Origin of the sequence: Alcanivorax sp. NBRC 101098, from assembly GCF_001010505.1 — a bacterium.
GTDB lineage: Bacteria > Pseudomonadota > Gammaproteobacteria > Pseudomonadales > Alcanivoracaceae > Alcanivorax > Alcanivorax borkumensis.
On the sequence record NZ_AP014613.1, the window covers coordinates 797,667 to 821,030 of the forward strand.

The 23,364-nt window shown below is 54.8% G+C and carries 20 protein-coding genes; 15 read left to right on the plus strand and 5 right to left on the minus strand.

From position 1 onward, the window contains the following. Positions 1–9: 9 nt before the first annotated feature. The 4 genes from AS19_RS03680 (at position 10) to AS19_RS03695 (ending at position 5,718) form a co-directional block, all read left to right on the plus strand. Positions 10–1,635 carry an ATP-binding protein gene (locus tag AS19_RS03680; RefSeq protein ID WP_011587998.1) on the plus strand — a complete coding sequence of 542 codons (1,626 nt, stop codon included), beginning with the start codon at positions 10–12 and terminating at the stop codon, positions 1,633–1,635. Between the two features lie 188 nt (positions 1,636–1,823). Beyond that, entirely contained in the window at positions 1,824–3,317 is a 1,494-nt protein-coding gene (glpK, locus tag AS19_RS03685) for a glycerol kinase GlpK (RefSeq protein WP_011587999.1), read from the plus strand. Positions 3,318–3,514: 197 nt separating this feature from the next. Further along, a complete protein-coding gene (locus AS19_RS03690; protein ID WP_011588000.1) occupies positions 3,515–4,618 on the plus strand; it encodes a diguanylate cyclase in 1,104 nt (367 codons plus the stop codon). Continuing rightward, positions 4,615–5,718 (plus strand): GGDEF domain-containing protein, encoded by a 1,104-nt coding sequence (locus AS19_RS03695; RefSeq protein ID WP_046961704.1) that lies wholly within the window; start codon positions 4,615–4,617, stop codon positions 5,716–5,718. The genes AS19_RS03690 and AS19_RS03695 overlap by 4 nt, the downstream gene beginning before the upstream one ends. Before the next feature lie 140 nt (positions 5,719–5,858). On the opposite strand, the gene AS19_RS03700 is transcribed toward AS19_RS03695, so the two are convergent. The 3 genes from AS19_RS03700 to AS19_RS03710 all read right to left on the minus strand — a co-directional run bounded on the left by AS19_RS03700 (position 5,859) and on the right by AS19_RS03710 (position 9,060). Next, positions 5,859–6,908 carry an ABC transporter ATP-binding protein gene (locus tag AS19_RS03700; protein WP_011588002.1) on the minus strand — a complete coding sequence of 350 codons (1,050 nt, stop codon included), beginning with the start codon at positions 6,906–6,908 and terminating at the stop codon, positions 5,859–5,861. Between the two features lie 65 nt (positions 6,909–6,973). Further along, positions 6,974–7,882, minus strand: a complete 909-nt coding sequence (gene argF, locus AS19_RS03705) for an ornithine carbamoyltransferase (protein WP_011588003.1) — start codon at positions 7,880–7,882, stop codon at positions 6,974–6,976. Then, entirely contained in the window at positions 7,879–9,060 is a 1,182-nt protein-coding gene (locus tag AS19_RS03710; RefSeq protein ID WP_035460978.1) for an aspartate aminotransferase family protein, read from the minus strand. The genes argF and AS19_RS03710 overlap by 4 nt, the downstream gene beginning before the upstream one ends. Positions 9,061–9,292: 232 nt before the next feature. Here AS19_RS03710 and AS19_RS03715 point away from each other — a divergent pair, with 232 nt between their 5' ends. The 4 genes from AS19_RS03715 to AS19_RS03730 all read left to right on the plus strand — a co-directional run bounded on the left by AS19_RS03715 (position 9,293) and on the right by AS19_RS03730 (position 14,551). Further along, the gene (locus AS19_RS03715) at positions 9,293–10,843 is read left to right on the plus strand and encodes a hydantoinase B/oxoprolinase family protein (RefSeq protein WP_035460844.1); all 1,551 of its coding nucleotides are present in this window, start codon (positions 9,293–9,295) and stop codon (positions 10,841–10,843) included. 87 nt (positions 10,844–10,930) lie between these two features. Continuing rightward, complete coding sequence (locus AS19_RS03720) at positions 10,931–13,114, plus strand: TonB-dependent receptor domain-containing protein (protein ID WP_011588006.1); 2,184 nt, start codon at positions 10,931–10,933, stop codon at positions 13,112–13,114. 165 nt (positions 13,115–13,279) lie between these two features. Continuing rightward, positions 13,280–13,612 (plus strand): Grx4 family monothiol glutaredoxin, encoded by a 333-nt coding sequence (gene grxD / locus AS19_RS03725; protein ID WP_011588007.1) that lies wholly within the window; start codon positions 13,280–13,282, stop codon positions 13,610–13,612. Between the two features lie 336 nt (positions 13,613–13,948). Then, positions 13,949–14,551, plus strand: coding sequence for a peroxiredoxin (locus AS19_RS03730; RefSeq protein ID WP_007148668.1), 603 nt, complete (start codon positions 13,949–13,951; stop codon positions 14,549–14,551). A 133-nt stretch (positions 14,552–14,684) separates the two neighbouring features. On the opposite strand, the gene rnt is transcribed toward AS19_RS03730, so the two are convergent. Then, on the minus strand, positions 14,685–15,353 hold the full coding sequence (gene rnt / locus AS19_RS03735; protein WP_041704896.1) for a ribonuclease T: 669 nt from the start codon (positions 15,351–15,353) through the stop codon (positions 14,685–14,687). 228 nt (positions 15,354–15,581) lie between these two features. On the opposite strand from rnt, the gene AS19_RS03740 reads away from it, so the two are divergent. The 6 genes from AS19_RS03740 (at position 15,582) to sat (ending at position 21,628) form a co-directional block, all read left to right on the plus strand. Further along, on the plus strand, positions 15,582–16,805 hold the full coding sequence (locus AS19_RS03740; RefSeq protein WP_011588009.1) for an argininosuccinate synthase: 1,224 nt from the start codon (positions 15,582–15,584) through the stop codon (positions 16,803–16,805). Positions 16,806–17,298: 493 nt separating this feature from the next. After that, positions 17,299–17,682 (plus strand): lactoylglutathione lyase, encoded by a 384-nt coding sequence (gene gloA / locus AS19_RS03745; RefSeq protein ID WP_011588010.1) that lies wholly within the window; start codon positions 17,299–17,301, stop codon positions 17,680–17,682. Beyond that, positions 17,682–18,140, plus strand: coding sequence for an ATP-dependent zinc protease (locus AS19_RS03750; protein WP_011588011.1), 459 nt, complete (start codon positions 17,682–17,684; stop codon positions 18,138–18,140). The genes gloA and AS19_RS03750 overlap by 1 nt, the downstream gene beginning before the upstream one ends. Then, positions 18,137–19,045, plus strand: a complete 909-nt coding sequence (rimK, locus tag AS19_RS03755) for a 30S ribosomal protein S6--L-glutamate ligase (RefSeq protein ID WP_011588012.1) — start codon at positions 18,137–18,139, stop codon at positions 19,043–19,045. The genes AS19_RS03750 and rimK overlap by 4 nt, the downstream gene beginning before the upstream one ends. Positions 19,046–19,163: 118 nt before the next feature. Next, positions 19,164–20,222, plus strand: coding sequence for a succinylglutamate desuccinylase/aspartoacylase family protein (locus AS19_RS03760; protein ID WP_011588013.1), 1,059 nt, complete (start codon positions 19,164–19,166; stop codon positions 20,220–20,222). Between the two features lie 200 nt (positions 20,223–20,422). Then, the gene (gene sat / locus AS19_RS03765) at positions 20,423–21,628 is read left to right on the plus strand and encodes a sulfate adenylyltransferase (RefSeq protein WP_011588014.1); all 1,206 of its coding nucleotides are present in this window, start codon (positions 20,423–20,425) and stop codon (positions 21,626–21,628) included. 163 nt (positions 21,629–21,791) lie between these two features. Here sat and AS19_RS03770 read toward each other — a convergent pair whose 3' ends face one another. After that, entirely contained in the window at positions 21,792–22,118 is a 327-nt protein-coding gene (locus tag AS19_RS03770; RefSeq protein WP_011588015.1) for a YecR-like lipofamily protein, read from the minus strand. A 264-nt stretch (positions 22,119–22,382) separates the two neighbouring features. Between AS19_RS03770 and AS19_RS03775 the strand changes: the two genes are divergently transcribed. Then, positions 22,383–23,288 (plus strand): aspartyl/asparaginyl beta-hydroxylase domain-containing protein, encoded by a 906-nt coding sequence (locus tag AS19_RS03775; RefSeq protein WP_011588016.1) that lies wholly within the window; start codon positions 22,383–22,385, stop codon positions 23,286–23,288. Positions 23,289–23,364 lie beyond the last annotated feature (76 nt).

The following is a 23,364-nucleotide window of genomic DNA, read 5'->3' on the forward strand; positions in this document are numbered from 1 at the left end:
GGGTGATGTTTGAATAGTATTTTCCTGAGGCTCTACGGGGGCTTGTTGCTGGCGCTGTGTTTGATCGGCGCCATCACCTATGGTGCGGTGGAGCTGGTGAACAGTTACCGATCCGACCTGTACCGTGAAAAGATGGCCCGGGGCACCTTCTTTCTGATGGCGGAAGGCTACCAGCATTATGAGGTTGGCGACCGCGATCGCTGGAGTCAGGTGCTTAGCAAGCTGTTCAGTGCCGAGATCGCGCTGCTCTCCAGTGATGATCTGGCGCTGGGGTATCGGGAACGTTTGCACCTTGAAGACGGCCTTGTGGTGATGCGTCTGAATGACGATGCGGGCTACGCCGATGTCTTGTTTCAGCTTCCTGGCGAAGATGTCTATATCAACACGCGGATGACCAAGGTGTCTGAACAACAGGCGCGGGCTACGGCTGTGTTGATCCTTCATTATTTGTCCCATTTCCAAGAATCAGAGTGGGATCAGGCGTTGACTACTTTGCAGCGTCAGTTCGGTTACCCTCTGACGTTGCTGCAGCGCGATGATGTCTCTCTGGATGATGAGCAAGAACAGCGACTCGGGCGCCGTGAGGTGGTTATTGCTCTTGACGACAGTACTCGCAATGATTCCAGTATCCGGATTTATGCGCCGGTGGCACAAACCGATAAATTGTTGGTGCTTGGCCCGCTGAGCTTGTTTGACCGGTTTCCTATTGAGTTGCTGTTGATTGCTGGTATTACCAGCTTGTTGGCGGTGGCGCTGGCCACTTATCTACAGGTGAGCCCCCTGCAGCGGCGACTCAAGAGGCTTGATAAGGCGGTGAGTCAGTTGGGCAGTGGGGACCTGGGAGCCTATGCCAATATCGAAGGCAGTGATGCCATTGGGCAGGTGGCAGCAACCTTTAATGGTATGACGGCACATATTCGTCGTTTGATTGAGTCACAGCGAGAGATGACTCGCGCAGTGAGCCATGAATTACGCACCCCGGTGGCGCGGTTGCGTTTTGGGCTGGAGATGCTTGCCGATATTGAGTCGGCGGAGCGTCGCCGTGAAAAGCTCAATGCTATGGATCAAGATATCGAACAGCTGGATCAGCTGATTGACGAAATCCTTACCTATGCTCGCTTGGAGCAAGGCACTCCTAATATTGAATTCAAACCGGTGGTGATTGGCGAATTGTGCGAACAGCTGCGCGATGAGTTGGAAACCATTCGTGATGAAACGGTCATCACCGTGAACAACGCTTGCCCGACCCTCAAAGTGGAAGCGGAGGAACGCTATCTGCATCGGGTGCTTCAGAACTTGGTGACCAATGCCTTGCGCTACGCTAAATCCCATATTGTTATGCGGGTTGAGGAGAGTGATGATCTGGTGTTCATTCATGTGGATGACGACGGCCCGGGGATTCCAGAGCACGAACGCGAGCGGGTGTTTAAACCCTTTGCCCGTTTGGATAAGAGCCGCCACCGGGCCAGCGGTGGGTACGGTTTGGGTTTGTCCATTGTGAAACGTATTGTGGATTGGCACGGAGGCGGGATTTGCGTGGATGAAAGCCCGCAAGGTGGTGCCCGCTTTACCGTGACCTTGCCCAAGGATCAGCAGGGCCAGCATGTGCTAGGGCGGGTGAACGAACTTCATTGAATAGGGAAAGCTTAAATGTTCCTCTATTTAGGCCTTTGCACAAAGCCGCTGGTAGCCGATAAGGTCTATTGGGTTGGCCGTTATTGTGCAATGTGTCATCCGGTCTTCATTTAAAATACGCTTTCCATGCTATCTCGTGGCATTTGTTTGATTTCTACCCCCATATGCATAACAAGGTTAGACGAGCCATGCCTTATATCCTTTCCATCGACCAGGGCACTACCAGTTCAAGGGCGATTGTGTTCGACGCCAATGGGCACGCTTGCGGGCAGGCTCAGAAAGAGTTTCGCCAGTATTTTCCCGAGGATGGCTGGGTGGAACACGACGCCATGGAAATCTGGAATGATACCTTGGCCATGTGTCAGCAAGCCTTGCGCAATGCCCGGGTAGAAGCGCAGCAATTGGTGGCCATTGGTATTACCAATCAGCGTGAAACTACGGTGTTGTGGGATCGCGAGACCGGTGACCCGTTGGCCCGGGCAATTGTTTGGCAGGATCGTCGTACGGCGTCTACCTGTGAAGCGTTGCGTGATCAGGGTCATGAAAATCAGGTGCGTAGCAAAACAGGTTTGTTGCTGGATCCATACTTCTCCGCTACCAAGTTGGCCTGGTTGCTGGATAACGTCCCCAATGCGCGTCAGCGTGCAGAAGCCGGAGAGTTGGCTTTTGGCACTATCGATAGCTGGCTGTTGTGGCAACTGACCCGTGGCAAGGTGCACGCTACTGACGCCACCAATGCGTCGCGTACCTTATTGTTCAATATTCATGAGCAATGCTGGGATGAAGAGCTGCTGACATTATTCAATGTGCCTGCATCGGTATTGCCCGACGTGCGCGACAGTGCCGCTGATTTCGGTACCACCTGCCCGGAATTGTTGGGCGCGGCGGTGCCGGTGACCGGTATTGCCGGTGATCAGCAGGCGGCGTTGGTGGGGCAGGCTTGTTTTGCTCCGGGGATGGTGAAAAGCACCTATGGCACCGGCTGCTTTATGGTCATGAATACGGGTGAGGCGGTGGAATCCCATAACCGCTTACTGACCACCGTGGGCTATCGCCTCAATGGCAAAACCACCTATGCACTGGAGGGCTCTATTTTTGTGGCTGGAGCGGCGATTCAGTGGCTACGAGATGGCTTGCATTTAATTCGGGATGCCAGAGAAACCGAAGCCCTGGCCCGCCGCGTCGGTTCTGCCGGAGGCGTGTATCTGGTGCCGGCCTTTACTGGCTTGGGCGCACCGTGGTGGGACCCCCATGCTCGGGGAGCCTTAATGGGGTTGACCCGTGATACTGGGATTGCCGAGGTGGTCACCGCGGGGCTGGAGGCCGTGTGTTATCAATCGCGGGATTTGCTGGATGCTATGGCGGCGGATTGTGGCACCCGGCCGACCACCCTGCGGGTGGATGGTGGAATGGTGGTGAATAACTGGCTGAGCCAGACCTTGTCGGATGTGCTGGGCGTCTGTGTGGACCGACCGGTAGTCACCGAAACCACGGCCTTGGGGGCTGCCTATCTGGCTGGCCTGGGGGTCGGGTTGTATGCATCACTGGAATCCATAGCAGAGCAATGGCGTTGTGAACGGGGCTTTTCCCCCGCGCTGGCTGAGCCGGAGCGGCAGAAGCGCTATCAAGGGTGGCGGGATGCGGTGGCTCGAGTTTGTCAGACCTCACGGGGTGCTAATTGATGGCTAACTTGCATAAACGTTAAGGATTTCGCTGGCAGTAAAGAGCGCTTTATAACGATGGACGGTTCGGTTTTGGGGATGATCAAACTGTGACGTAGTCGACATTCAGTATTATTATTAGCACATCAATAATAATATTATGCTACCAGTTGGTGCGATTGCTAATGGGGAGGGTTGCACCAACTCAGGAATCCGGCATGGATCAAACGTTAACGCTTCACCCTGTGGCTTTGCAGTCCCAACAGCTGCGCCGCGTGCGGTTTGCGATCCTAGCGGGTGGCGGTGCCCATACTCTACTTTGTTGGATCGCTTTACAGCTGGATTTTTTCCGGGGTGGAGAGTTCCTTTTCTATTCTCTTTTTGCCGGCATTTGGGCGGGTCATCTTCTCTTTATTCTATTCATGCTGATGGGGCTGAATCGCCGTTTGGCGGAGCCTTCCATGATTATGCCGTTAATGGTGTGGTCGACCACCGGGTTGCTAATAACGGCGTTATTCGTGGATCAGGTACGCCTGTGTGTCATGCTGCTTTTCTTCGCCATTGTTCAGCTTGGGGTGTTTCAGGCGTCGTTGCGGCAGTTCATGGCGCTGGCCAGTTATTGCGTGTTGGGCTACGCAATTGTGCTGGGGGTTATTTGTGTGTACTGGCCGGAAGCGATTGATGCCCGGGGCGAGTGGATTCAGTGGGGGTTGTTTAGTGTCATGGTGGTGGCGGCCATGTTGTTGGCGTCTGAAATTTCCACTATTCGGTTCCAATTGGGCAGGCGTAATCAGCAGTTAGCAGAAATTGTCGAGCGCATTCACGAGATGGCAGTGAAAGATGAATTGACCGGTTTCTATCGTCGCCGCCATGCCATGGAGCTATTAAATAATGCGTGCGGACAGTCTGCCCGCGGGGCGTACCAGTTGGCGGTGGTATACCTGGATTTGGATCACTTCAAGAGAACCAATGACCAGTATGGCCACCGTATGGGCGATGCGGTCTTGCAGCGTTTTGCGGATGTGGCCCGTCGCCACCTGACCAAGCAGGATTTGGCCGCCCGGCTGGGGGGGGAGGAATTCATGTTGGTGCTACCAGTGACTGACCAGGAGGAGGCACGTAACTTAGTGGAAGGTATTCTGATGAGCATGCGCAGCCAGCGTTTTAAGGATGCACCGGGGCTGATGGTGACGGTGTCCGGGGGGCTGGCCATGCGGGCGGATGGTGAAACTCCTGCACAATTGATTAAACGAGCCGATCTCGCCTTGTATCGGGCCAAGGAAACCGGACGCGATAAACTGATTATCGGGGAGACCGAATGAAGCATGCTTTGCATCAGGCGGAAAAGCTGAGATTGAGCGAGAAACGCTTGATGCAAAGGCATAGTCGTTCTGCCATGGTAATCATCGCTATGCACACCCTATTGTGCGTGGTTTATTTTCAGCTTGGCTACATGGATATCTCGCTGACGGAGGCGTTGGTGCTGGCTTTGCTGGTCTGGGGCTCTCTGTTGGCTTACCAGCTGCTGATGGCAACAGGCATCACCTTTAGGCTGGGTGAGCCGAGCTTATCGTTACCGTTAATCCTGTATTTTATCGGCGTGTTCATGGTGTCGGGCTATTACGTGGATGAGTTTCGGCTCAGCGTGGTAACGCTATTTTTTGCCGCGTTATTGTTAGTGTCGTTTCGGCTCAGTGGCAAAGTCATGGTGGCAGTGGCGTTTATGGCCAGTGCGGCCTATGCGTTGATGCTGTGGCTGGCTCTGCAGGATCGTTGGGTACACTTGAGTCTGTCAGTGGAGCTGTTGCAATGGTTGGTATTTGCCATGATTTCGGTGAGTTTTGCCGTCACCGGTGGCAGTATTAATCGCCTTCGCGACGCTCTGGTCGATAAAAATCGTGACCTCGCCAATGCAGTGAAAAAGGTACGGGAAATGGCCATTCGTGATGACCTCACTGGCCTGTTTAACCGCCGCCACTTACTGGAAATTCTGGAGCGCCAGAGGGCTTTGTTCAGCAGTAAGAGCGTGCCGTTTGCGGTGTGTTACGTGGATCTTGACCACTTTAAGAAAATTAATGATCGTCATGGCCATGACTGGGGCGATCGAGTGCTGCGTCAGTTTTCCGAGATGGCGTTGTCGGGAATGCGTGATGGCGATCACTTTGGCCGCTTGGGTGGCGAAGAGTTTCTGCTGGTGTTGCCGCAGAGTGACGCCCAAGGTGCTTTACTGGTGGCAGAACGCTTGCGCTTGCGTTGGCGCGAACAACGCTTCGATGCTCAAGGTGGGCCGGCGATAGTCAGCCTGTCTGTGGGCGTGGCGGCTTACCAGGAGGGAGAGCGCGTGGACGAGTTGCTTAACCGGGCGGATCAGGGCTTATATAGGGCAAAGGCCGGGGGGCGGGACCAGAGCCGAGTTGCATGAGTTGAAAGTCGAACAATGCGATCAGCGGGCTCCGCTAGACGATAAACTCCTGTGCCGCAGAGCAAGTCATTTACGATGGAAAGGGTCTCATTGTTGTAGCGCAGGCCAATATGCACTTTGCATGGTTAGCACTTCAACGTTCAATGCGTTTCGAACGCTACCAGATGCTTGGTTCCCAGCCGGACATGAAGATTGTCGCCTTCTACCACATTGGTGTGGCTGTCTGTTTGGCAGAGCAGGGTTTCGTTGGCGCCGACTCTTAGGTGGTAGAGGATGCTTGCACCGGTGAATTGGCGGCGGGTGACGGGTAGGGCCAGAGGAGCGGATTCGTCGGCGATCACATCTTCCGGTCGTAGCAGAACTTCCACCTCGGTGCCGGGTTGCAGGGGTGCGCGGCTGCGCCCGGTCACATCGCCAAGGCTTGTGTGAACGGTGTTACCGTCGTGCACCGTGCCGTGCAGGAAGGTGCCGTAACCGGCGAATTCTGCCACGAAACGATTCGCCGGGGCGTGGTAGATATTGTAGGGGGTATCCCATTGTTCTAGCCGGCCTTGCTGCATGACCCCCACCCGATCGGCCAACGCAAAGGCTTCTTCTTGGTCATGGGTTACCAGCAAGGTGGTGACTTTTTCCTGACGGAGAATATCGCCTAATTCTTGGGCCAGCGACCGGCGTAGATCCAAGTCCAGGCTAGCAAAGGGTTCGTCCAGCAACAGCAGGGCTGGCTGGGGGGCCAGTGCTCGGGCTAGGGCGACGCGCTGTTGTTGCCCGCCGGAAAGTTCGTGAGGGTAGCGTTGATCAAGGCCGCCAAGGCGCACTCGTTGCAGGCAGGCTTGCACGCGTTCCTGGCGTTGCGAGCGGCTTTGGTGCCGCAGGCCGAAGGCTACGTTGTCGGCCACGGTAAGGTGGGGGAAAAGGGCATGTTCCTGAAACACCATGCCCAGGCCACGCTGGTTGGGTGGTAGTTGTTGGTGGGGGCCGGAGACGGTTTTACCCAGAATGCTGATGGAGCCGGAGGTTACTGGTTCCAGCCCGGCAATGGCGCGCAGGGTGGTGGTTTTTCCGCAACCACTTGGGCCGAGCAGGCACGCGATTTCCCCGGCGGCCAGCGTCAGGCTCAGGTCATTGACGACGGTCTGCTGGTGGTAGCCGCAGGCCAGATGATTGAGGCTAAGCAGTGGTTCTTTCATGATTGCGCAGCTCTAGGCTGCACGCAACACGCAAACGTATGCGTGTGAGGCGTGCAGCGTTGCCATCAATGTTGGCCAGTGAGCAGAAATTCCAGCAAGGCTTTCTGCGCGTGCAGGCGGTTTTCGGCTTCGTCCCAGACCACGGCGCGGGGGTCGTCCATCATTTCGTGGCTGACTTCTTCGCCACGGTGGGCGGGCAGGCAGTGCATGAACAGCGCATCCGGATCGGCTTTGTCCATTAGTTCAGGGGTGACTTGATAACCCTCAAACGCGTTAAGGCGGGTTTGCTGTTCATCTTCCTGGCCCATGGAAGCCCACACATCGGTCACTACCAGATGAGCGCCTTGCACGGCGGTGGCCACGTCCGCTTCTAAGCTGACCCGCTCCGGATAGCGGCCCAGCAGGTCGTTATCTGGGGTGAAGCCGTCTGGGCAGCTGATGACCAATTCGAAATCAAACTGGTTGGCAGCGTTAATGTAACTGGCACACATGTTGTTGCCATCACCGACCCACACCACTTTCTTGCCTTGGATGCTGCCGCGATGCTCTACAAACGTCTGCATGTCGGCGAGTAGCTGGCAGGGGTGGAAGTCATCCGTGAGGGCGTTTATCACGGGTACCGCCGAGTGGTCGGCAAAGGTTTGCAGGGTGGCGTGGTCAAAGGTGCGGATCATTACCGCATCGACCATGCGTGACAGTACCCGTGCTGAATCTTCAATCGGTTCACCCCGGCCCAGCTGAGTGTCTCGGGGCGAGAGAAAGATGCTGGAGCCACCAAAATGGGTCATCGCTACTTCAAAGGATACCCGGGTGCGGGTGGATGATTTTTCGAAAATCATGCCCAGCGTTTTGCCTTTCAATGGCTCATGGTTCTGGCCGTTGCGCAGCATGGTTTTCAGCTCAATGGCGCGCTGAATCAGGTAGCCGAGTTCATCTGGAGTTAGATCGGTCAGGGTCAGGAAATGACGGGTCATGCGACCTCCTGCTCATCGGCAAAACGGTGGATCAGGGCAGACAGAGTGTCCACTAGATGCTGCATTTCAGTTTGGTTGATCACTAGCGGCGGCAGTAGCCGTACCACGGATCCGGCGGTGACATTGATTAGTAGGCCGGCGTCGCGGGCGCGGTTGACCAGCTCGGGACAAGGGCGATCGAGCTGGATACCTAGCATCAGGCCCCGCTGACGAATTTCGGTGACCATGGGCAGGTCTGAAAACGCCTGAGTAAAGGCATCTTTCAGCCAGGCGCCTTTGTCGGCCACACCATCAATGACATCATCGGTGAGCGCATTGACGACGGTCAGGGCAGTAGCGCAACCCAACGGGTTGCCGCCGTAGGTGCTGCCGTGATTACCGGGGCCGAACACACCTTCGGCTTTGCCGGCAACCAGGCAGGCGCCAATCGGAAAGCCGTTGCCTAGGCCTTTGGCCGTGGTCAGCACATCCGGAGTGACATTGGCACCCAGGCAGGCAAAGTAATCCCCGGTGCGGCCGTTGCCGGACTGTATTTCATCGAGCATCAGTAGCCAGTCGTTGCGATCGCACAGGGCGCGCAGGCCAGCCAAGTAGTCGTCCGCAGGAATGTGGATGCCACCTTCGCCCTGCACCGGTTCTACCAGTACAGCGACGATGTCGCGGTTCTCTGCTAATGCTTCTACTGCCGCCAAGTCATTGAACGGGACGCGAACAAAGCCGTCCAGCAAGGGTGCAAAACCTTCCTGCACCTTGGCGTTGGCAGTGGCCGACAAGGTGGCCATGGTGCGGCCGTGAAAGCTGCCTTCCATCACCACCACGGTGGGGCAGGTGATCTGTTTGCGAGAGCCGTACAGGCGGGCAATCTTGATGGCCGCTTCGTTGGCTTCTGCACCAGAATTGGAGAAAAACACGTTTGCCATGCCGCTCAACTCACACAGACGCTGCGCCAGCGATTCTTGGGCGGGAATGCGGTACAGGTTGGACGTGTGCACTAATTGCCTGGCCTGTTCAGCCAGGGTTCGGGTCACCGCCGGGTGGCAGTGGCCTAGGTTACACACACCAATTCCGGAGATGGCATCCATGTATTTGTGGTCGTTTTCGTCATATAACCACACGCCTTCGCCCCGCACGAAAGCCACTGGCTGGCGCGCGTAGGTGGGGATCAAATATTGCGACATAGCAGGCAATTGATAATTGGCAATGAATAATTGATAACGAGCCAGTGCGCTCTTATCCGCGTCTGGTTCCCGTCCCAAAACAAAAAACGGCAGCCGAGGGCTGCCGGAACCGCCGATAATAGCGCAGTTATTGGCCAATAGTTAATAGTTGATGCAAGACAATGAACAAGGGCAGACTGCTCTGCATTAGATTTTCGCTATCAACTATTCATTATTGACTGCCTATTGCCCTATGAATCCTGTCCAGCTGAGTATTTTTGCCAACCGCCTTGGCGGTATCTGTGAGGAAATGGGTGCGGTATTGCGCCTGAGTGCGCTGTCCCCGAACATCAAGGACCGACTCGACTTTTCCTGTGCTATTTTTGATGCCCAAGGTCGGCTGTGCGCCCAGGCGGCCCATATCCCGGTGCATCTTGGGTCCATGGCTTATGCCATGGCGGATCTGGTCACGGGCAGAGAGTGGCAGGCAGAAGATCTGATGGTGGTGAATGATCCCTATTTGGGTGGCACGCATTTGCCGGATGTAACGGTGGTTGCGCCGGTATTTCAGTCGCAGACCCTAATGGGCTTCACTGTGACCCGGGCCCACCATGCGAATATTGGTGCCCACAGCCCTGGATCCATGCCGGTATCTACCCATCTGGAGCAAGAAGGGATTGTTATTGCTCCCAGTTGGCTAAAACGCGCAGGGCAATGGCAGGTGCCTTTGTGCCGGCGCCTAGCCGGGCTGGAGGAGCACGGGACGTTGCCGGTAGAGACTCCGCGTTTTGCCGACTTTTCTGCCCAGGCTAGTGCCTGTGAGGCGGGTGCCCGGCGTTTGGCGGAGCTGGCCGATCAGCAATTTGATCTGGTGGCGGCCTTTGATGCCCTCAATGCGTATGGTGAAAAGCGTGCTCGCGCTCGCATCGCGACCCTGCCGGATGGTTGTTACCGGTTCCAGGATTACATGGACGACGATGGCCAAGGCCAGCAGGGCATCCTCATTACCGTCAGCCTCACGATTTGCGGAGATCAGGCCTCTCTGGATTTTAGTGGCACGGCAGATCAGGTGGCGGGAAATATCAATTGCCCGTTGTCCGTGGCAGCCGCAGCGGTCTATTACTGCTTTCGCTGCTTGATGGACGATGACGTGCCTGCCTGCGATGGTCTCTTTCGGCCTATAAAGCTGTCCGCTCCGCCAGGCTCGTTGCTCAATGCCCGCCGCCCGGCGGCGGTGGCTGCCGGCAATGTGGAAACCAGTTCACGGGTGGTGGATGTGGTGCTGGGTGCGCTGGCTCAGGCGGCGCCGGAGGCAATTCCCGCAGCCAGTCAGGGAACCATGAATAATGTGGCTATGGGCGCTGGCGGTGACAATGGCTGGGATTATTACGAAACCATGGCCGGTGGTACGGGCGCTCATGCTGGTGGCCCTGGGCTGTCGGCGGTGCACAGTCATATGACTAATACTCTTAATACGCCAGTCGAAAGCCTTGAGTCTCACTATCCGCTGAGGGTGCACCGTTATCAATTGCGCAGGGGCAGTGGGGGGAGTGGGCAGTTTATGGGGGGCGAGGGCTTGGTCCGTGAGTTGGAGTTCTTGGCTGATGCCCAGGTCACCCTGCTTACTGAGCGTCGCCTTTTCGCTCCCTGGGGGCTGGCCGGCGGGCAGAGTGGAGCGGTGGGGGAAAACCGCCATAACGGCCGGTTGTTGCCACCGAAAGCTAGCTTCACCGCTCGCCCCGGTGATCGGTTGTTAGTGGCTTCACCCGGCGGTGGCGGGTATCGCGGCAGGGAATGCAAATGAGAACTATAGCATATTGATATTGATTCTTTTTCGTTATATCTTCTGCGCGCTTACATTATTTACATTTGCGTCGGGAAGGGAAAAGTCATGTATTTGCAGCGCCGCTTGCTTTGCTGTGCCATCGCCTCCGCTATGGCCGCTCCAGCTTTTGCTGATCAAGCCAATGAGCTGAAACCGGTACAGATTATTGGGGATCGTCAGAGCACTTTTAGCATCAGTGGCTCTGCCCACGTGCTTTCTAACGAAGATTTGGAAGAAAAGGAAAACACCGATGTGCACCGCATGCTGCGCGACGTGCCCGGCGTGTATTTCCAGGAAGAAGATGGATACGGCCTGCGCCCAAATATCGGTATCCGTGGTTCCGGCCGAGATCGCTCCAGTAAAATCTCTTTGATGGAAGATGGTGTGCTGATTGCGCCGGCCCCCTATGCTGCTCCGGCCGCTTATTATTTCCCTAGTGCCGGTCGTTTCTACGGTGTTGAGGTGTTGAAAGGGCCGGATACCTTGCGTTATGGGCCCTTCACCGTGGGCGGGTCCATTAACTTCCTGTCCACCCCGATTCCTGCCCGTGCGTCTGGCATGGTGAATGTGGAGGGTGGTGAAGATGGATCGCAGCGTGCCCATGCCTATTATGGGGCCACCGAAGGTCAGTTTGGTTTCATGCTGGAAACCCATCAACAACGAGCTCAAGGCTTCAAGGATATCGACCGTTCCAACCGCGATAGTGGTTTTGATAAGCGTGATTATGTCGCCAAGCTGCGCTGGCAGGCCCCGGAAACCGCGGATATTCAACAGGCATTTGAGTTGAAGCTGGAGCATTCCAGTGAGGTTTCTGATGAAACCTACCTGGGCCTGACCGACCGGGATTTCGAGAATGATGCCAACCGTCGCTACGGTATGAGCGATATCGATCAGATGGATAATGATCGAGACGCGGTATCTTTGCGCCATACCTTAGTGTTTGACGAGAACACCCAGTTGAACTCCGTGGTGTATCGTAACGAGTTCAACCGTAACTGGTACAAATTGGCCAGTATTGGTGGCCAGAGCATTGGTGGCTTTGTGGCGGATGCTAACGCTAATGGTGGTACTAAGCAGGCCGTGTTGAGTGGTGCTGCTGATGCCACGGATTTGGTATTCAAGAACAATAATCGGGAGTACATCTCTGAAGGTGTGCAGACTGAATTGAATCACCGTTTCCAGACCGGTTCTGTGGACAATGATCTGATTGTCGGGGCTCGTTACCATCAGGATGAAGTGGATCGTTATCAGCCCACGGACACGTTTGATCAGGTCAATGGCAGCTTGGTGTACCAGTCGTCCACCTTGCCCACGGGGGGGGATAACCGTCTGGAAAATGCGGATGCTGTGTCTGCCTGGATTATAGATCACGCTTATGTTGGTGATTTTATTGTCACCGGCTCATTGCGCTACGAGAACGTGGAAAGCAAGAGCAAGCGTTGGGGCGATCCGGCACGTAACACGGTGAGCTCACGCACTGAAAATCGTAACGAAGAACTGATGGCGGGGCTGGGGGCTACTTGGCTGCTCAATGACAATTGGTCGTTGTTAGCGGGCGTTCACCAGGGCTTTGCGCCGGCAGGTGCGTCTTCCCAGAAAGGCACTGATGCGGAAAAAAGCGTTAACTACGAAACCGGTTTCCGCTACTGGCAGGAAAACTTCAGTGCGGATGTGATTGCGTTCTACAGCGATTATGAAAATACCATTCAGAACTGTTCTATTGCTAATCCATGCCCCAATGGCAATGACTTTGGCACCCAGAGCTTTGGTGAGTCGGAAGTACGGGGTCTGGAAGTGGGCTTGAGCAGTGTGATTTGGGAAGGTGATACTGGCCTGCGAGCGCCGGTACGGCTGGCTTATACCTACACCGACGGTGAAATCACCAAGGATGCGGATGACCTGTCGGTGCTGGAGGGCGATGTGTTGCCTTACCTGCCTGAGCATTTGGCTAGCCTGACGTTTGGTTTGGAGAAGCCGGCGGCTTGGTCTGCGCTGATGTCAGTCAGTCACACCGATGGCATGTGTATCGATAATAGCTGTGACCGCCCGGGAGAAGTCACCACGTTCAAACGCACCAGCGATTACGTGATTGCCGATATCGTGGCGACTTATCAGGTGAACAGTGATATGGAAGTGTATGTCAAAGTGGATAACGTGTTTGACGATCAAGAAATCGTTTCTCGTGACCCTGCCGGTGCTCGCCCCAACAAGCCGCGTACTGGCTACGTGGGCATGAAAGTGCATTTCTGAGGTTGCTCTTTGTGGTAAGAAGAAAAGGGGGCTTTAAGCCCCCTTTTCTGTTTCGTGCCTCTTGAAGCTGCGCCTCTGTGACCCCATCTGGGATGGGCAGGGCCATCAGTGGTAGAATAGTGGCCAACCACAGCCAATACACCCCACAACCGCCAGGTAGTCAGTATGGATGTTATCCAGGTCATCAAAGACCAGATCGAAAAGAACCCGGTGATCCTCTACATGAAAGGGTCCCCCCAGTTTCCCCAGTGTGGGTTTTCCGCACAGGTGGTGGAAGCGATGACCGCCGTTGGCAAGCCGTTTGCCTATGTGAATATTCTGGAAGCCCCAGAAATTCGTCAGAATCTGAAAGAATATGCTAACTGGCCGACTTACCCGCAGTTGTGGGTGGGCGGCGAATTGGTTGGCGGCTGCGACATCATTATGGATATGTACCGCTCCGGTCAGCTTAAAGAGATGGTTGACGGCGTTGCCGTGGAATCGGATGACGACGCTTGAATAGGGCGTTAGTATTACGTAAAACCCGGCCTTAGCGCCGGGTTTTTTTGTCTATAGCGTCTTTTTTTGTGGCATTCTTGTTGATCTGCTGCAGTTGATTAATACGTGCCCTAGCCCTGAATTGACGGCGTTTTGCGCAAACGATGCAGATTCCTGCTAAAGAACGCCTTTTGCCTGTTGAAAGCCGGGACACAATCCCCATGATTGTCCAATGCGGCACTAGCCCAATGCAGTATTGCCATGGGCGTTGTATGATCTGCTGCACTGATTGCAAGCGGCCAGAGAGATGGCACTGCTCTGGCTATATCGTATAAATGGAAACAATGGAGAGAAACAATGGGCGTTCTGGTAGGTAAACCTGCACCGGATTTTACTGTTCCTGCTGTATTGGGCGATGGCAGCATCGTTGATGAGTTCACCCTGTCTGAAGCCATTAAAGGCAAGTATGGCCTGGTGTTCTTCTACCCGCTGGACTTCACCTTCGTGTGCCCGTCCGAGCTAATTGCTCTGGATCATCGCATGGACGCGTTCAAAGAACGCAACGTGGAAGTGATTGGCGTTTCCATCGATAGTCATTTTACTCACAACGCATGGCGCAACACGCCGGTTAACGATGGCGGCATCGGCCCAGTGAAATACACCCTGGCCGCAGACATGAACCACGGTATTGCCCAGTCCTATGACGTTGAGTCCGAAGGCGGTATGGCTTTCCGTGGTGTGTTCCTGATCGATCAAAACGGTGTCGTGCGCAGCCAGATCGTTAACGATCTGCCACTGGGTCGTAACATGGACGAGCTGATTCGTCTGGTTGATGCCCTGCAGTTCCACGAAGAGCACGGTGAAGTGTGCCCGGCGGGCTGGCAGAAAGGCGATTCCGGTATGAAGGACACCCCGGACGGCGTGGCCGAGTACCTGTCTGGTAATGCCGACAAACTGTAATAATAAGCCGCACAAAGAAAAGGGGGCGCTAGAAATAGCGCCCCTTTTTTTATGCTGTTTTCTGGATGCTTGAAGCTGGATGACTGGCGTTAAAATCTAGATCAAAAACGCGGCGTATCGTCAGCTGTTCAACTCAATCCAGTTCTCTCGCCAGAGTTGGCGGGATGGTTTTTGCGGGTGGAGGCGGCCAGCCGCCCAAAGTCTTAAAGCGATTGACCATTGAGCAGAATAGTTCTGCAGTGCGAGTAGCGTCATACAGTGCGGAGTGGGCCTCGCGCTGGCTGAAGCGGATACCGGCAGCTTCACAGGCTTTCGCCAGCACCGTCTGCCCGTAGACTAGGCCGGCCAGAGTGGCGGTATCGAAGCTGGAGAACGGGTGGAACGGGTTACGCTTAATGTCGGTACGGTCGGTGGCGGCGTTCAGGAAGCCCTGATCGAAGAAACTGTTATGTCCCACCAATACCGCACGGCTGCAGGCGTGTTGCTTTATCGCCTTACGCACAGGGTCGAATACACCCTTGAGGGCGGTTTCTTCCGGTACCGCACCGCGCAACGGGTTGTTTGGGTCGATACCGGTAAAGTCCAGTGCAGCTTGTTCCAGATTGGCTCCGGGGAACGGGTCCACATGAAATTGGATACGAGTGGACGGGCGCAGGTTGCCCTGGGCGTCCATTTCAATCAAAACGGCGGCGATTTCCAGCAGCGCGTCGGTTTGGGAATTAAATCCCCCTGTTTCCACGTCGATTACAACGGGTAAAAAGCCGCGGAAACGTAGCGCCAGGCTAGGATGCTGATCGCTCATGATCACTCCATCAAACATAAAGACCCCGCAGGAACGCTAAGCGTAACGGCGAGGGGGGCTTATGCTACCGGAATAGCTACGCAGGCAACAGACGAAACCGCACGCGCGGCCGTCATGGAGGTGACGGGCAAGGGGGCAGGCGGGTACAATACGCCCCCTCTATATGCCTCACGATTCATCGGGCGCTGGCTCATGCGCTGCCGGCGACCCATTTGCGGAGTCTTTTCAATGTCCAAGATCAACAAGGTGGTACTGGCTTATTCCGGTGGCCTGGATACCTCGGTTATCGTCAAATGGCTGCAAGATACCTATGACTGTGAAGTGGTGACGTTCACCGCGGATATCGGTCAGGGTGAGGAAGTGGAGCCAGCCCGGGCCAAGGCAGAAGCCATGGGCGTGAAAGAGATCTACATTGAAGACCTGCGCGAAGAGTTCGTCCGTGATTATGTCTTCCCTATGTTCCGCGCCAATGCCATCTACGAAGGTGAATATCTGCTGGGTACGTCTATTGCGCGCCCATTGATCGCTAAGCGCCTGGTGGAAATCGCCGAAGAAACGGGCGCCGATGCTATTTCTCATGGCGCCACCGGCAAAGGTAACGACCAGGTGCGTTTCGAGCTGGGCGCCTACGCCTTAGCCCCCGGCATCCAGGTAATTGCTCCCTGGCGCGAGTGGGACTTGAACTCCCGCGAAAAGCTGATGGCGTATTGTGAAGAGCGCAATATTCCGGTGGATTTCTCCAACAAGAAGAAAAAATCCCCGTACTCCATGGATGCCAACCTGCTGCACATCTCCTATGAAGGCGGCAACCTTGAAGACCCGTGGTGGGAAGCGGAAGAAGACATGTGGCGTTGGAGCGTTAGCCCGGAAGCAGCGCCGGATCAGGCGACTTACATTACTCTGGGCTTCGAAAAAGGCGATATCGTTTCTATCGATGGTGAAACCCTGAGCCCGGCCGATGTGCTGACCAAGCTGAACAAGCTGGGTGGAGATAACGGCATTGGCCGCCTGGATATCGTGGAAAACCGCTATGTGGGCATGAAGTCCCGTGGCTGCTACGAAACACCCGGTGGCACTATTATGTTGCCGGCTCACCGTGCCATCGAGTCTCTGACACTGGATCGTGAATCTGCACACTTGAAAGATTCGGTAATGCCCAAGTACGCGGAGCTGCTGTACAACGGTTACTGGTGGAGCCCGGAACGTCTGGCTCTGCAGAAGCTGATTGATGCCACCCAGGAACACGTGAACGGTGAAGTACGCCTGAAGCTCTATAAAGGCAGCGTGACTGTGGTGGGTCGTCGTTCCGACAATGACAGCTTGTTCGACGCCTCCATTGCTACTTTTGAAGACGATGCCGGTGCTTATGATCAGAAGGACGCGGAAGGCTTTATTAAGCTAAATGCTCTGCGCTTACGTATTGCGGCTAAAACCGGCCGTAAGCTTAGCTAAGAAACGCGGCACGTTGCATGTGCACGGAAACCGCCGCGAACCCTGGGTTCGCGGCGGTTTTTTTTGGCTGTTTTTCAGCCCCATAGGTCACATGGACATCTGCAAATCGCATTTCGATCGTAGGATCTTTGCCTCGGTAGACGGTAACTATTTGCATTTGCCCTACACGGCATCGCTGTGAGCGCAGCTGACAGCACGTTTCTGCCTGCTCGTTTGGTCTGGGTGAATGTGAATACTCACCTGCAACGTATACATGACGACCGTAGGCCGAAAAGCAGATGTAGATTACCAGGATTCTGTGTTGCTGCTTTGGATCATGTTGCCGAATGCTAGGCTCAGATAGTTCTCTGGCCTTGGCGGGCGTGGGACCTTACGCGTTAGCTTTACGGTTTTTTTCTTGTTAATTCACCAAACTGACACCACACTCCGCCCTGATAGGGCAGGGCCTGTACAAGCCTTGTAGCGTTCTAATATCGTTGGGAGCCATTCTTGCATGCGAATCCTGCATACCATGTTGCGTGTGGGCGACCTTGAGGCGTCCGTTGCTTTCTATACTCAGGTGCTGGGAATGACCGAATTGCGTCGTAAAGAGTATCCGGAAGGCCGCTTTACCAATGTTTTTGTGGGCTTCCAGCCAGAATCTGAGGGTGCGGTGCTGGAGTTGACCTACAACTGGGATCAGAGCGCCTATGATCTGGGCGACGGTTATGGTCATGTGGCTCTTGCCGTGGACGACGTGTACGCTGCTTGTGAGCGTATTCGGGAAAAAGGTGGCCGTATTACCCGTGAGCCGGGGCCCATGAAACACGGCACTACGGTACTGGCCTTTGCCCAAGACCCGGATGGCTACAAAGTCGAATTGCTGGGACGCGATTGATGGTATCGAATGATTCGCAGGCACTTAGCAAGGTGACGGTAGGGTGGCGCGAGTGGGCTACTTTGCCGGAGCTGGGTATTGATGCCATCAAGATGAAGGTGGATACCGGTGCTCGTACCTCGGCGTTGCATGCCTATGAGGTAGAAACCTTTGAGCGCGGCGGTAACGAATGGGTACGTTTTTGTATTCATCCGATTCAAGATCAGAACACCATTCGTGAATGTGAAGCCCCTGTGCTGGATCGCCGAGTGGTCACTGACTCCGGTGGGCACAAGGAAGAGCGGCCCGTGATTCGCACAGAGATCGCGTTAGGTGGGCGCCAATGGCCCATAGAAATCACCCTCACTGACCGTGAAAATATGAAATTCCGCATGCTGCTGGGACGAACCGCCATGGATTTGATAACTGTGGACCCGACAGCCTCATTCCTACTGGGCGGCACAAAAGAGCAACCATGAAAATTGCGATTCTTTCCCGAAACAAGCGTTTGTACTCTACGCGTCGCCTGGTCGAAGCCGGCGAAGCAGCGGGCCATGAAATGCACGTAATTGACACTCTGCGTTGCTATATGAGCATGGTGGCCCACAAGCCGGAGATTCACTACAAAGGTGAAGTGCTGGAAGGCTTTGATGCGGTGATCCCCCGTATTGGCGCCTCGATTACCCAGTACGGCACGGCGGTGGTGCGCCAGTTTGAAATGATGGGCGTGTTTCCGGTGAATGAATCGGTGGCGATCTCCCGTTCCCGGGACAAACTTCGCTCCTTGCAGCTATTGTCCCGTAAAGGGGTTGGCCTGCCGATTACCGGTTTTGCTCATTCTCCGGATGACATTCCTGATCTGATCAACATGGTTCGCGGTGCGCCGCTGGTGATCAAAATGTTGGAAGGCACCCAGGGAATCGGTGTGGTGCTGGCGGAAACACGCAAGGCGGCAGAGTCGGTGATCGAAGCCTTTATGGGTTTGAACGTCTCGGTGATGGTGCAGGAGTACATCAAGGAGGCCGGCGGTGCGGATATCCGCTGTTTTGTGGTGGGCGGCAAGGTGATTGCGGCCATGAAGCGCCAGGCCGCCCCGGGTGAATTTCGCTCCAACCTGCACCGCGGTGGCAGTGCTAGCCTGATCCGTATTACCCCGGAAGAGCGCGCCACTGCGGTGCGTGCTGCGCGCATCATGGGCCTCAACGTGGCCGGTGTGGATATCCTGCGTTCACACCATGGCCCTGTGGTTATGGAAGTGAATTCCTCGCCGGGCCTCGAAGGCATCGAAACAGCCACCAATAAGGATGTGGCCGGTTTGCTGATCAAATTTATCGAAAAGGATGCGCGGCCTTATAGAACCCAGACAAAAGGATCCAAAGGCTGACGGAGGTCACCGTAGGAGCCCCTTGAGGGACGAAATGGGTAGGCGCCATTGGCCTCTTAAGGGCTCCTGCAGGGAGATCTTTAGCACAACGGTTTTTCTCTAAGGTATTGAATAAAAAATGAAAAATAGTAGAGAGCCTAAAAATACCCCCTTCGAGATCAACGGCATTACGGTTCAGCCCGGCACTCGGGCGAAAGTGGAATTGCCGTTAGCGCAGCTTTATACCCAAACACCGTTAAACGTACCGATCCATGTGATTCATGGGCGTAAGCCGGGACCGGTATTTATGGTCAGCGCGGCTATCCATGGAGACGAACTGAACGGCGTGGAAATCATTCGCCGCCTGTTGCGCCACTCCGCATTAAAGAACCTTAGCGGTACCGTGCTGGCGGTGCCGGTGGTGAATGTGTTCGGCTTTATCCATAAATCCCGTTACCTGCCGGATCGCCGGGACTTGAATCGCTGTTTTCCCGGTTCTGAAACCGGCAGCTTGGGCGCGCGAATGGCGTGGCAGTTCAAGACTCAAGTGCTGGACCGGGTTAGCTATGCGGTGGACTTGCATACCGGCGCTATTCATCGCGATAACCTGCCACAAATTCGGGCTAATCTGTCCAACGAAGATACCGGTGCCATGGCTAACGCCTTTGGCGTGCCGGTGGTGATTAACTCGGTACTGGGCGAAGGCACCTTGCGCGAAGTGGCAGAAGCTCAAGGCATTCCGGTGATTACCTATGAAGCTGGCGAAGCGTTGCGCTTTGATGAATCCTGTATTCGTGCCGGCGTCAAAGGCGTGCTCAATGTCATGCATCACCTAGGAATGACCGGTAGCCGCCGTACCAAAGCCCCGCGTGAGCCTTATATTGCTCGTTCTTCAAGCTGGGTCCGTGCGGAACGCGACGGTGTGTTCTTGTCACTGGTGGCGCTGGGTGCGTGGATTAAAAGCGGCGATTTGATCGGTCGCATTTCCAGCCCGTTTGGTGGCGACGACGTGGATATTATTTCTCCCGCATCGGGCATTCTGGTGGGTCGCAATAACTTGCCGCTGGTGAATGAAGGCGAAGCCTTGTATCACATTGCTCGTTTCGAGGAAGTCAGTGAAGTGGCGGAGTCACTGGAAGTCTTTACCTCGGATATCGAAGACGGGCCGACGCAATCCGGGCAGCTGCCGATTGTATAGAGCATAGAGCATGGCGCGTTGAATTGAGTCAGGAAAGAATGGGGCTCGCTGTTCGTGGTAACGGCTTAACGCTTTACAAGGCTCCTTATGCCGGTTTGCGTTTGTCTTATGCCTCATTGTTGGGCCGACCTGACACTCGTCTTTTGTTATACTGCGCCGCTATATGGATGCCTCGTTGATTGAGTATTTGGAGTAACTAGATGGTCGCTTTGGTCAAGCCGCATGGTGCGGATGAATTAACCCCCCTTTACGTCGCCGATGAAGACGCCCGCGTTGCCTTGCAGCGTGAAGCGGAGACTCTGCCTTCGGTGGTGATCAGTTCCTCGGCCGCCGCCAATGCGGTGATGATGGCGGCTGGTTATTTTACCCCGCTCACGGGTTATATGAATAAGGCCGATATGTTGTCGGTGGCTGATAACCTGACGACCGCCGATGGCCTGTTCTGGCCTGTGCCGATCCTCAATATGTTGAAGGATGTTAGCGCTATTGCCGGGGCCAAACGTATTGCTTTGCGCGATCCCAATGTGGAGGGTGAGCCGGTAATTGCGGTGATGGACGTGGCGGCCATTGAGGAAGCAACTGACGCTGAGTTGGAAGCCGTTGCGGAGAAGGTTTTTTCCACCACAGACAAGCAACATCCGGGCGTGGCCAACTTCCTTGCTGCGGGTAACTTTATTGTTTCCGGCGACATCCAGGTGTTGAATTACTCCTACTTTGCTGACGACTTCCCTGACACCTTCCGCACCGCGGTGTCCATCCGTAATGAATTTGTTGAACGCGGCTGGAATAATGTGGTTGCTTTCCAGACCCGTAATCCGATGCACCGTGCCCACGAAGAACTGTGCCGCATGGCCCAAGAAGCGCTGAACGCCGATGGCATCCTGATTCACATGCTGCTGGGCAAGCTGAAAGCCGGCGATATTCCGGCTGACGTGCGCGATGCCTCCATTCGCAAGATGGTAGACGTCTATTTTCCGCCCAATACCGTGATGATTACCGGCTACGGCTTTGACATGCTATACGCTGGCCCCCGTGAAGCGGTACTACACGCGGTATTCCGCCAGAACTGTGGTTGCAGTCATTTGATCGTTGGTCGTGATCATGCCGGAGTGGGTGATTATTACGGTGCCTTCGACGCACAAACCATCTTCCAGGAGAAAGTGCCAGCGGGTGCACTGGAAATTAAAATCTTCGAAGCCGACCACACCGCCTATTCGAAAAAACTCGATCGCGTGGTGATGATGCGCGATGTGCCTGATCACACCAAAGACGATTTTGTACTCCTGTCAGGTACCAAGGTGCGTGAGATGTTGGGCCAAGGCATTGCGCCGCCGCCGGAATTTTCGCGCCCGGAAGTGGCACAGATTCTGATGGATTATTATCAGGCGCTGGATGCCGGAAAGTAATCGGCCCCAAGAGCCGTTGCGCTTGATCGACATTGAGTAAAAGGAAAAAGCCTCTGGAAAGAGGCTTTTTTTTGTTTATGGATGGTCGACGTTGGACAGGAAAAAATAAGCAACTATAAGCAACTAAGGAGAGCGGCTGGCCATCGTCGCGTTTTTAGCCGTGTTATTGTGGCTGGTTCGGTCCCGTGCATTGGAAGGTGGCATTGACGGTCCAGCCGATGCAATTTCCATCCTGGGTTTCATTGTTGCAGGTCCGCTTCGGTTTGCCGCTGGGAATCGCACCGTTATAACCCCAGCCTTGGCATTGGGTGCTGGCTTTCTGCAGGCCCTGTTGCCAATCTATCTGTGGGTTTTGCATCAGGCTGTAGTCGGTGGCCAGGGTCACGGAGCCTTCGGCTTGGTTGCCATCGGCGACGCGAATCGGCGAGGCGGGGGTTACGCAGGCGGTCAGCGAAGCAAAGGCAAGAACGGCAATCAATCGAGTGAGCATAAAGCGCTCCAGTCAGTTTGTGAGCATTAACCGGCAAGTTTACGGGCTGGCTTGACGGACTCAAGCGGCAATCTGTAAAGAAAGCAAAATGGTGATAACGGTAGTGTCTGTATTCCCGCAAAAGAGGCAACAGACCAGTGGAGCCGTTTGACAGAGCAATGGCGCTGATTGGCAGGTATTATGCTGATTTTACGGGGTGGTTTTTAAGATCCCGTCCGTCGATTTTTCGGGCAGTAGGTCTGCCCAGAACCCAGGGAAAAGCTGATGACAGTGATTCTGGCCTGCCTGCTAATTTATGCCGGCTGTATTCTTTTTATCCGGATGCGTAATCGCGAGCCGTTTGGCTTGAAGCGCCAGTTGTCGGATTTTTCCACCTTTATGGTGCCGTTCAATATCCCCGCCTATTTGCTGTCCAAAGTGCCAACCACACCGCGTATCGATTTGTCGTATCTGCCGGAGCTGCAACTGATTGAAGATAACTGGGAAACCATCCGTGATGAGGCGGTGGCGCTGTACCAAGGTGGTTTAATTACGGCAAAGGATGACCTGCCCGCTAGCAGCTTCTATAAGGATAACCGTTGGACCAGCTTCTACTTGAAGGTGTACGACAATAAGCTTCCCTCCGCCTACAATTTAGCGCCTAAAACCATGGCGCTGCTGGAGCAAATCCCGACGCTGAATATCGCCTTGTTCGCGGTGTTGATGCCGGGCAAGAAGCTCAATCGGCACCATGATCCTTTTGCCTACACCTTGCGATACTCCATTGGGTTGAGTACACCCAACGATGAAGGCTGCGGATTGACGGTGGATGAAGAGGATTATATCTGGCGTGATGGCGACAGTATTATCTTTGATGAAACCTATATTCATTCCGCTTGGAACCGTACCGAGACGCCTCGTATTATTTTGATGACAGACGTGGACCGGCCCATGAAAATTAAATGGGTGCAGAAGAGCTATTGGTTTTTTGGCTGGTTCTTTAATCGTTTGTTCATGATCGATAACGTGGATAGCAGCCATACGGGTATTGGCAACAAATTGGGCAAGGGGGTGTTGGCTTACAAAGCGTTCCTTAAGTCCGTAAAAAGAAAGAACAAGCCGTTCTATGTGACAGCCAAATGGATAGTGGTGCTGGCGGTGCTGGGCAGTATCGGTTACCGGTTGGTGTAAGGAGGGGGCGCTGCCTGCACCCGGTGAGGGTCTGATTTAGCTGCAGCATACCCTCCGACTGCAAGCCTCTTTCTCC

What these genes read in the sequence shown, in the direction of transcription:
- AS19_RS03775 (WP_011588016.1), top strand. Translation starts at nt 22,383, where the DNA reads ATGACAGTGATTCTGGCCTGCCTGCTAATTTATGCCGGCTGTATTCTT.
- gloA (WP_011588010.1), top strand. Translation starts at nt 17,299, where the DNA reads ATGCGAATCCTGCATACCATGTTGCGTGTGGGCGACCTTGAGGCGTCC.
- rnt (WP_041704896.1), bottom strand. Translation starts at nt 15,353, where the DNA reads ATGAGCGATCAGCATCCTAGCCTGGCGCTACGTTTCCGCGGCTTTTTA.
- AS19_RS03715 (WP_035460844.1), top strand. Translation starts at nt 9,293, where the DNA reads ATGAATCCTGTCCAGCTGAGTATTTTTGCCAACCGCCTTGGCGGTATC.
- AS19_RS03700 (WP_011588002.1), bottom strand. Translation starts at nt 6,908, where the DNA reads ATGAAAGAACCACTGCTTAGCCTCAATCATCTGGCCTGCGGCTACCAC.
- AS19_RS03710 (WP_035460978.1), bottom strand. Translation starts at nt 9,060, where the DNA reads ATGTCGCAATATTTGATCCCCACCTACGCGCGCCAGCCAGTGGCTTTC.
- sat (WP_011588014.1), top strand. Translation starts at nt 20,423, where the DNA reads ATGGTCGCTTTGGTCAAGCCGCATGGTGCGGATGAATTAACCCCCCTT.
- AS19_RS03730 (WP_007148668.1), top strand. Translation starts at nt 13,949, where the DNA reads ATGGGCGTTCTGGTAGGTAAACCTGCACCGGATTTTACTGTTCCTGCT.
- AS19_RS03720 (WP_011588006.1), top strand. Translation starts at nt 10,931, where the DNA reads ATGTATTTGCAGCGCCGCTTGCTTTGCTGTGCCATCGCCTCCGCTATG.
- AS19_RS03750 (WP_011588011.1), top strand. Translation starts at nt 17,682, where the DNA reads ATGGTATCGAATGATTCGCAGGCACTTAGCAAGGTGACGGTAGGGTGG.
- AS19_RS03770 (WP_011588015.1), bottom strand. Translation starts at nt 22,118, where the DNA reads ATGCTCACTCGATTGATTGCCGTTCTTGCCTTTGCTTCGCTGACCGCC.
- AS19_RS03740 (WP_011588009.1), top strand. Translation starts at nt 15,582, where the DNA reads ATGTCCAAGATCAACAAGGTGGTACTGGCTTATTCCGGTGGCCTGGAT.
- argF (WP_011588003.1), bottom strand. Translation starts at nt 7,882, where the DNA reads ATGACCCGTCATTTCCTGACCCTGACCGATCTAACTCCAGATGAACTC.
- grxD (WP_011588007.1), top strand. Translation starts at nt 13,280, where the DNA reads ATGGATGTTATCCAGGTCATCAAAGACCAGATCGAAAAGAACCCGGTG.
- rimK (WP_011588012.1), top strand. Translation starts at nt 18,137, where the DNA reads ATGAAAATTGCGATTCTTTCCCGAAACAAGCGTTTGTACTCTACGCGT.
- AS19_RS03695 (WP_046961704.1), top strand. Translation starts at nt 4,615, where the DNA reads ATGAAGCATGCTTTGCATCAGGCGGAAAAGCTGAGATTGAGCGAGAAA.
- glpK (WP_011587999.1), top strand. Translation starts at nt 1,824, where the DNA reads ATGCCTTATATCCTTTCCATCGACCAGGGCACTACCAGTTCAAGGGCG.
- AS19_RS03690 (WP_011588000.1), top strand. Translation starts at nt 3,515, where the DNA reads ATGGATCAAACGTTAACGCTTCACCCTGTGGCTTTGCAGTCCCAACAG.
- AS19_RS03760 (WP_011588013.1), top strand. Translation starts at nt 19,164, where the DNA reads ATGAAAAATAGTAGAGAGCCTAAAAATACCCCCTTCGAGATCAACGGC.